Origin of the sequence: Streptomyces katrae (genome assembly GCF_000966975.1) — a bacterium.
GTDB lineage: Bacteria > Actinomycetota > Actinomycetes > Streptomycetales > Streptomycetaceae > Streptomyces > Streptomyces katrae.
Genome location: NZ_JZWV01001148.1, coordinates 1 through 8,079, shown reverse-complemented (window position 1 = coordinate 8,079; position 8,079 = coordinate 1). Strand labels below are relative to the sequence as shown.

The window sequence follows — 8,079 nt, the reverse complement described above, 5'->3', positions numbered from 1 at the left end:
GCCCTCGCGGTGTGCGGGGCGCTGCTGGCGCTGCCGGGCGGCGGCTGGGGCGCGGACGGGCCCGCCGCCCCGGTGTACGCGCAGAACGCGGCGGCGCAGCAGGCCCTGGACCCGGGGCAGCTGGTGCGGGCCACGGCGACGGCGTGGCACACGTCCTCCCGTACGGACTACTCCGTCTGGCCGGCGCGCGGCGACCGGGCCGCGGACACCGAGCTGCTGCGGCGGGCGCTGGCCGTGTGGGCCCGCCCGGGCAGGACGGTGGTGGTCTCGGCGACCCCGGGAACCCCGTCGGGGCCGCCGATGGGCCCGCCGCAACTGCTGTTCGCGGGGACCGTCGACCAGGCGGTGGTGGTGTGCTGCTGTACGACGGGCTGCGGGTGGTGCGGTACGCGGAGCCGCGCAACGGGACGGCCGGTGCCGCCCTGGACTTCGCGCGGACCGACGGGGCGACGGCGGACACGGCGACCGCCCTGGTGCTCAGCCGGGTCGACGGCAACGTCCGCTACCTCACGGCGCCCTGGGTCACCGGTGCCGCCGTACGGGACCTGCTGAAGCCGGGCGACCAGCCGTCGGCGCTGAAGCTCGGCCCGGACGGGCTGACCCCGCCGGTGCCGGGTCCGGCGGCGAACGGTGAGTGCACCAGCTGGAACGCGCTGGCCCTGACGGGCGACGGGGCCACCCGGCTGGTCACCGACCTGGGCGAGCTGACCCCGGCCCGGCTGACCTCGGGCGCGCCGGGCGCCGCGCGGGACGTGACGGAGGCGGCGGAGCTCGGCGAGTGGTCGAAGACGGCGTGCCTGCTGCCGTCGGTGCGGTCGCACGGGGTGCGGTCCGTCAACGCGTGGACGTACGCGAAGCAGCCGCTGCCGGAGGGCGACGGGGCGGCGACCTGGCTGTGCAGCCGGGCGGAGACCTGGCAGGGGGCGGCGGACCGGGTGCAGGTGCAGTTCCCCGGCGTGCGGGGCGCGGGAGCCGAGGGTGCTGGCCGGGGTGCTGTGGAAGTCCCGGGCCGGGCAGTGGTACGTGCTGGCGGCGGGCAGCGCGCAGTTCGCCTCGCTGACGGCTACGGGGGGCGGGGTGAACGGGAGCGCCAACGGCAACCGGCTGGCGGTCAAGGCTCCGGAGGGGGCGCAGGTGGACCTCTCGGGCAAGCTGACGGACGGCACCAAGGCCGGGGCGCTCCGCTAGGTTCCCACCGTTCGCGGGTGCGGGGTCGGGGCGCGCGGTTCCCCGCGCCCCTGGGGATTCGGGGGTGCCGAGGGGTTTTCCTCGGGCGTACCCCTCAGTACATTGACGCCATGTCTAATACGCCGCTCGCGCCCGCCCCCGTGACGTCGGAGCACATAGACCTCCAGGCCCGGAACGTCTCCTTCTCCTGGGAGGACACCCCGCTGCACTGGCTGCCCGGCGAGCCCTTCGCCGGGCACACCATCAACGTGCTGCACCTGCTGCTGCCCGCCGGTGAGCGGTGGTTCGTGCACGTCTACAAGCAGGTGCTGCCGTACATCACGGACGAGCGGCTGCGGGCGGACGTCGTCGGGTTCATCGGGCAGGAGGCCATGCACGCCGCCGCGCACGACGACGTGCTCCCGCACCTCAAGCGCCTCGGCCTGGACCCGACCCCCTACACCGCGCAGGTCGACTGGTTCTTCGAGAAGCTCCTCGGCGACCGCACCCTGCCGCCCGGCCGGGCCCGGAAGTGGTGGCTGATGGAGCGGGTCGCGCTGATCGCGGCGATCGAGCACTACACGGCCTTCCTCGGCGACTGGGTGCTCAACGCCGAGGAGCTCGACCGGCGCGGGGCGGACCCGATGATGCTGGACCTGCTGCGCTGGCACGGCGCGGAGGAGGTCGAGCACCGCTCGGTGGCCTTCGACCTGTTCATGCACGTGGACGGCAACTACCGCCGCCGGGCCCGGACCTGGGCCAGCGCCTTCGCCGCCCTGGTGTTCCTGTGGCAGCGCGGCGTCCGCTTCTTCGTGGAGAACGACCCCCAGCGGCCCGGCGCCAAGGCCTCCTTCGGCCAGTTCCACCGGGCGGGGCGGAAGGGGCTCCTGCCCTCGACCGGGTCGATGGTCAGGTCGATCCCGACGTACCTCTCGCGGACGTACCACCCCTCGCAGGAAGGTTCCACCGCCCAGGCCGTGGCCTACCTGGCCTCCTCCCCCGGTGCGAACGGCGGGGTGCGGCCGTGAGGCGGGCCCTGGCCGTCGCGGCCGTGGCGGGGGCCGCCGTACTGACCCGGCGGGCGCTGCGCAGGCGCGTCGGCCGCTCCCCCCTCTGGCCGCTGCCCGCGCTGGAGACCCCGATATCGGGGCACTCCCCGCGCCGCTGGCTGCGTACGCTGATCGTCTCCCGCTCCGAGCCGGCCGAGGGGGTGCTGCGGCTGGTGCTGGAGTCCGACGAGCTGCCCGCCTGGACGCCGGGCGCGCACGTGGACGTACGGCTGCCGTCGGGGCTGGTGCGCCAGTACTCGCTGTGCGGGGACCCGGCCGACAGCGGCCGCTACACCATCGCGGTCCGGCTGGTCGAGGACGGGCGCGGCGGCTCCCGCGAGGCACACGCCCAGCTGGTGGAGGGCGCCGAGCTGGACGTACGGGCGCCCCGCAACCGGTTCGAGCTGCTGCCCGCGCCCTCGTACGCGTTCGTCGCGGGCGGCATCGGGATCACCCCGGTCCTGCCCATGCTGCGCGCGGCGACGGAGGCGGGTGCGGACTGGACCCTGCTGTACGGCGGCCGCTCGCGGGCCTCGATGCCGTTCCTGCCCGAACTCGCCGCGTACGGGGACCGGGTGACCGTCGTCGCGCAGGACGAGGCGGGGCTGCCCGACCTGGCCCCGCTGGCCGGGATCCGGCCGGGCACCCTGGTGTACTGCTGCGGCCCGGAGCCGCTGATGGAGGCGGTCCGGGAGGCGGCGCCCGAGCCGGCGGCAGTGCACCTGGAGAGGTTCGGCGCGGCGGCGACCGGACCGGCGCGGGCCTTCACCGTCGAACTCGCCCGCACGGGCGGCGCGGTGGAGGTCGCGGCCGACGAGTCCGCGCTGAGTGCGGTGCGCCGGGTCCTGCCCGACACCCCCTACTCCTGCGAGCAGGGCTTCTGCGGGACCTGCCGGCACCGGGTCCTGGCGGGCGCTGTCGACCACCGCGACGAGCTCCTGACGGACGAGGAGCGCGCGGACTCGATGCTGCTGTGCGTCTCCCGGGCCGCCTCGGACCGGCTCACTCTGGACCTCTGAACAAGTGGCCGTGCCGCCCTCGAAGTAGGGTGTTCGGCATGACGACCGGGGTGCGGCGCAGGATGGGTGTCGAGGAGCGGCGGCAGCAGCTGATCGGGGTTGCCCTGGAGCTGTTCAGCCACCGCTCCCCCGACGACGTGTCGATCGACGAGATCGCGGCGGCGGCCGGGATATCCCGGCCGCTCGTCTACCACTACTTCCCGGGCAAGCTCAGCCTGTACGAGGCCGCGCTGCGGCGGGCCGCCGACGAGCTGGCCGAGCGGTTCGTCGAACCGCACGAGGGCCCGCTCGGGGCGCGGCTGCTGCGGGTGATGGGCCGGTACTTCGCGTTCGTCGACGAACACGGGCCCGGCTTCTCGGCGTTGCTCCGCGGCGGCCCGGCGGCGGGCAGCAGCCGGGCCAACGCGATGATCGACGAGGTGCGGCAGGCCGCGTACGAGCAGATCCTGCTGCACATCGGCGTGCAGGAGCCGCCGGCCCGGCTGGAGCTGGTGGTGCGGTCCTGGGTGTCGCTGGCCGAGTCGACGGCTCTGCTGTGGCTGGACGGGCGGCGGATCCCGCGGGCCGAGCTGGAGCTGCAGCTGGTGCACGACTTCGCCGCGCTGGCCGCGGTGAGCGCGGCGTACGACGCGGAGATGGCGGGGATCCTCGTGAGCATCCTGGCGGGCGAACCGGCCGACGGGCCGTTCGGGGAGCTGGTCGGGCGGCTGGCGGCGCTGGTGCCGGGGCCGCGCGAGGGCGACCCGGACAGCTGACGGCCCCCGTGGGGGCGGGCGGGACATGTGACGGCCGCCCCGGGGGCGGGTGGGGCCGGGCGGCGCGGCTGGCGATAATGCCCGCGTGATCATTGACGACGGGATCGTGTTCCGGGCGGCCGAGGAGAAGGACGCCGGAGTCCTGGTGAAGCTGTACGACCAGGCCGCCCGGTGGATGCGCAAGCAGGGCATCGACCAGTGGAAGCCGGGCGAGAAGGACGCGGCGCACTTCCGCGGGAAGATGCGCGACGGGGAGGTGTGGCTCGCGGCGGACGCCGACGGGCAGGTCGTCGGGGCGTACGAGCTGTGGTGGTCCGACGAGGAGGCGTGGGGGGTCCAGCCGCCGGTCGCGGGCTATGTGCACCGGCTGATGGTGGACCGTGAGACGGCCGCTCCCGGCACGGGCCTGCGGATCCTCGAACACGCCGAGCACCGGATCGCCCGGACCGGGCGGGAGCGGGCGCGGCTGGACTGCGTGTCCACGAACCCGCGGCTGCTGGCGTACTACCAGGGCGCCGGCTACCGGGTCGTGGGCGAGTTCCCGTCGAAGCAGGGCAAGGACGGCCGGGTGTACGGGGTGATCCTGCTGGAGCGGCGCCTCGACGTCTGAGGTGGTGCCGGCCCGCGGCCGGCACCACCCCGTCTGCGTGCGGGTGCGTCAGGAGCGCTTGAACACCGCGACCGTGCGCGCCGGGACGGTGAACTCCCCCGTCGCCCGGTCGTAGGCCGACGCCTTGACCGCCGGGTCGGAGCCGCCCGCCTGGACCGGGTGCAGGGCGTAGCCGGTGCCGGCGAGGGCGGGGAGGCGCTGGGCCCGGGCGGTGGGGGTGGCGTTGAAGACCACCACCAGGTCACCGAGGGCCATGGTGAGGACGCCCGGGGTCTCGTCCGGGCCCGACAGGGGGAACGACAGCCGGTCCTGGACCTGCTGGGCGGTGGTGAGGGCGAAGGCGGGTTCGGTCGTACGGATCCTCAGGAGGTCGCGGTAGGCGGCCGAGGCCCCGTCGATCTCCTTGCAGCCGGGGGCCGGGCCGGTCAGCAGGGGCTTGGCGTAGGGCCACTTGGCGCGGTTGTCGGCGGCGGGCGGCAGGCCCCGGCCGAAGCCGTTGCCTTCGCGGCAGTCCCAGTGCAGGGCGTTGAACCAGTCGCCGCTGTCGAAGGAGTTGCGGTCCAGGGACTTCGAGCGGAGCAGGTCGCTGCCCGCCTGGGAGAGGGCCGGGCCCTGGGAGAGGGCGGCCGTGGCCATCGCGAGGACCTGCATGCGGGCCCGGTCGGCGGTGGGGGTGCCGGCGGGGAGCTTGTAGGCCAGGGCGTCGTACAGGGACTCGTTGTCGTGGGCGTCGGCGTAGGCGAGGGCGTCCCCGGGGGCGGCCGCGTAGCCGGCGGGGGCGCCGTTGTAGTCCAGCTCGGATCCCTTGGTGCGGCGGCCGGTGGAGTCGGTGAAGACGTACGAGGCCAGGTTGCCGGTCAGGCCGACCTTGAGCAGGTCCTGGTCGTGGAGGAGGCGGGTGCGCTGCTGCTCCGGGGTGCCGTTGGCCGGGGAGCCGTTGGGGTCGGTGAACAGGCCGGTGGCGAAGCCCTGGACGCGGGGGTCCTCGTCGAAGGGGCCGCCGCCGCGTACGGCGTCGCGGGCGCGGTCGGAGAAGGTGGCGATGCCGGTGCCGGCCATGTTCTTCTGGGTGGCCTGGACGAAGCGGGCGTCGTCGGCGACCTCGCCGAAGTTCCAGCCCTCCCCGTAGAGGACGATCTTCTTGCCGTCGACCCCGTCCTTGGCGACGGTGAGCTCGTCGAGGGCCTTGCGGACGGCGAGGATGTTGGCCTTCGGGTGGTGGCCCATGAGGTCGAAGCGGAACCCGTCGACCTTGTACTGCCTGGCCCAGGTGACCACGGAGTCCACGACGAGGCGGCCCATCATGGCGTTCTCGGGCGCGGTGTTGGAGCAGCAGGTGGAGGTGGCGACGCTGCCGTCGGCGAGGAGGCGCTGGTAGTAGCCGGGGACGACGCGGTCCAGGACGGACTGGTCGGACTGCCCCGAGGCGACGGTGTGGTTGTAGACCACGTCCATCACGGTGCGCAGCCCGGCCCCGTTGAGGGACTGCACCATCCTGCGGAACTCGACGGTGCGGGCCGTGCCGTTCGGGTCGCTCGCGTACGAGCCTTCGGGGACGGTGTAGTGCAGGGGGTCGTAGCCCCAGTTGAAGCCGTCCTTGGCGGCGGCGGCCGCCACGCAGGCCTGCTGGGCTTCGGAGTCGGGGGCGTAGACCTTGAGGTCGCAGGCGGGTGCGGTGCGGGCCTTCGGGTCCTCCGGGACGCTGCCGAAGTCGAAGGCCGGCAGGAGGTGGACGTAGGAGGTGCCGGCGGCGGCCAGTTCGCGCAGGTGGCGCATGCCGGCGGAGTCGGTGTCGGTGAAGGCCAGGTACTGGCCGGGGTGCTTGCTGGTGGGGTCCGCGATCGAGAAGTCGCGGATGTGGAGTTCCTGGATCTGGGCGCTGGTGAAGGGGACGGGGGCGGGCTTGCGCAGCTCCTTCCAGCCGGGCGGGGCGAGCTTCGGGTCGGCGAGGTCGACGGCGAGGCTGCGGGTGGAGTCGGTGGTCAGGGCGGTGGAGTAGGGGTCGGTGACCAGGTTGCGGACGACCTGCCGGGTGCTGGGCGCCCAGACGGTGACGGCGTAGCGGTAGGGCTTGCCGGTCCAGGAGCGTTCGCCGCGCACGGACCAGACGCCGGTGGTGTCGTCGCGGCGCATGGGGACGGTGCGGCCGTCGAGTTCGAGGGCGACCTGCTGGGCGGTGGGGGCCCAGACGGAGAGGGTGGGGCGGCCGTCCTTGAAGACGGGGCCGAGGGGGGTGCTCTTCGCGTTGTCGGCGTAGAGGTCGTCGAGGACGCCGGCGAGCTGGACTCCGGTGGCGGCGAGGACGGCGCCGTTGGCGGCGCGGGCAGTTGGCGGCGCGGGCACTGGCGACGAGCTGCCCGCGCAGGGCCTCGCGGACCCGGTCGCGGTCGCGGGGGTCGACGGTGAAGGCGGTGTACGCGGCCAGGTGCGGGAACTTCTGCTTCTGGGCGGGGGTGAGGGTGGTCCGGTTCAGGCGCAGCCACTGGGCGCCGGCTTCGTGCAGGACGCCGCCCTCGGCGGTGATCCGGCCGTCGTGGGAGGCGAGGAGCTGGGCGGAGGCGGCACTCGCGGGGGCGTTCCAGGCGAGGGTGTCGCGGTCGATCCAGACGGCCTCGGCCTTGGTGAGGTCGAGGGCGGCACCGGATCCTGCGGGCTGCGGGAGGAGGTACTTGTCGCGGCCGCCGAGCATCCACACCTCGTGTCCGGCGGACTTGAGGTCGAGGGACTGGTCGGCGGGGAGGTCCTTCTCGTCGCCCTTGTGGAGGATGTAGCTCAGGCTGGTCGCGCCCGGGGCGAGGGGGACCTCGTACACGGCGCCGTAGGAGTCGGTGCGGGTGGGGAGGAGGGGCTTGGACCAGTCGGTGGGGGTGGCGGCCCCGGTCCACACGTGCAGGCCCCAGCCGTCGTAGGCGCCGTCGGGGCGGTTGTAGTGGAGGACGGCCTTGGCCTGGTCCTGGGGCGGGTAGGCGGGGCGGTCGGTGCGGGCGGGCTCCTTGCCCTGCTCCAGCCAGATCTCGCCGCCGCGGGTCAGGTCGAGGGTGCGGTCGGCGGCGACGTCCTTGGTGCCGTCCTTGTCGATGACGAGGTAGCCGAGGCTGGTGGCGCCGGGCTTGAGACGGACGTAGGCGAAGGCGCCGTAGGCGTCACGGCCGGTGAAGGGGTGGCCCTGCGGCCAGGGCGTGGCCTCGCCGTCGGCGAGGTCGCCCCAGGCGTAGAGGCGCCAGTCGGTGTAGTCGCCGTCGGGGCGGTTGTAGTGGACGACGGCGTAGTCCCGCTGGGTGGCGGTGGGGGGTGTGGGCGGCGGGGTCTGGCCGGCGGTGGTCGCGGCGAGGGCGGAGGCGGTGCGGCCGGTGGAGTCGACGGCCACGGCCTTGTAGCGCAGGGGGGTTCCGGCGGGGGTCGCGGCGTCGAGGGACTGGGTGACCTTGTAGGGGGCGTGGTCGGCGGAGCCGAGGACCTTCCAGGGGCCGGTGCCGGTC

At 74.4% G+C, this 8,079-nt stretch carries 4 protein-coding genes and 2 pseudogenes; 5 read left to right on the top strand and 1 reads right to left on the bottom strand.

Annotated elements, in window-relative coordinates; translation table 11 throughout:
• The 5 genes and pseudogenes from VR44_RS47865 to VR44_RS33940 form a co-directional block, all read left to right on the top strand.
• Positions 1–1,188: pseudogene (locus VR44_RS47865) on the top strand (hypothetical protein); the annotation flags it as partial.
• 110 nt (positions 1,189–1,298) lie between these two features.
• Positions 1,299–2,195, top strand: a complete 897-nt coding sequence (locus VR44_RS33955; RefSeq protein ID WP_045951489.1) for a metal-dependent hydrolase — start codon at positions 1,299–1,301, stop codon at positions 2,193–2,195.
• Positions 2,192–3,235 carry a PDR/VanB family oxidoreductase gene (locus VR44_RS33950; protein WP_045951488.1) on the top strand — a complete coding sequence of 348 codons (1,044 nt, stop codon included), beginning with the start codon at positions 2,192–2,194 and terminating at the stop codon, positions 3,233–3,235. The genes VR44_RS33955 and VR44_RS33950 overlap by 4 nt, the downstream gene beginning before the upstream one ends.
• A 38-nt stretch (positions 3,236–3,273) precedes the next feature.
• A complete protein-coding gene (locus tag VR44_RS33945; protein WP_045951490.1) occupies positions 3,274–3,990 on the top strand; it encodes a TetR/AcrR family transcriptional regulator in 717 nt (238 codons plus the stop codon).
• Positions 3,991–4,075: 85 nt separating this feature from the next.
• Positions 4,076–4,600, top strand: coding sequence for a GNAT family N-acetyltransferase (locus tag VR44_RS33940; protein WP_045951487.1), 525 nt, complete (start codon positions 4,076–4,078; stop codon positions 4,598–4,600).
• A gap of 48 nt (positions 4,601–4,648) precedes the next feature.
• Here the strand turns inward: VR44_RS33940 and pulA are convergent.
• Positions 4,649–8,079, bottom strand: a pseudogene (gene pulA, locus VR44_RS33935) (pullulanase-type alpha-1,6-glucosidase); the annotation flags it as partial.

Bases quoted from the DNA above. Each gene is read 5' to 3' on its own strand.
- VR44_RS33955 (WP_045951489.1), top strand. From the start codon at position 1,299: ATGTCTAATACGCCGCTCGCGCCCGCCCCCGTGACGTCGGAGCACATA.
- VR44_RS33945 (WP_045951490.1), top strand. From the start codon at position 3,274: ATGACGACCGGGGTGCGGCGCAGGATGGGTGTCGAGGAGCGGCGGCAG.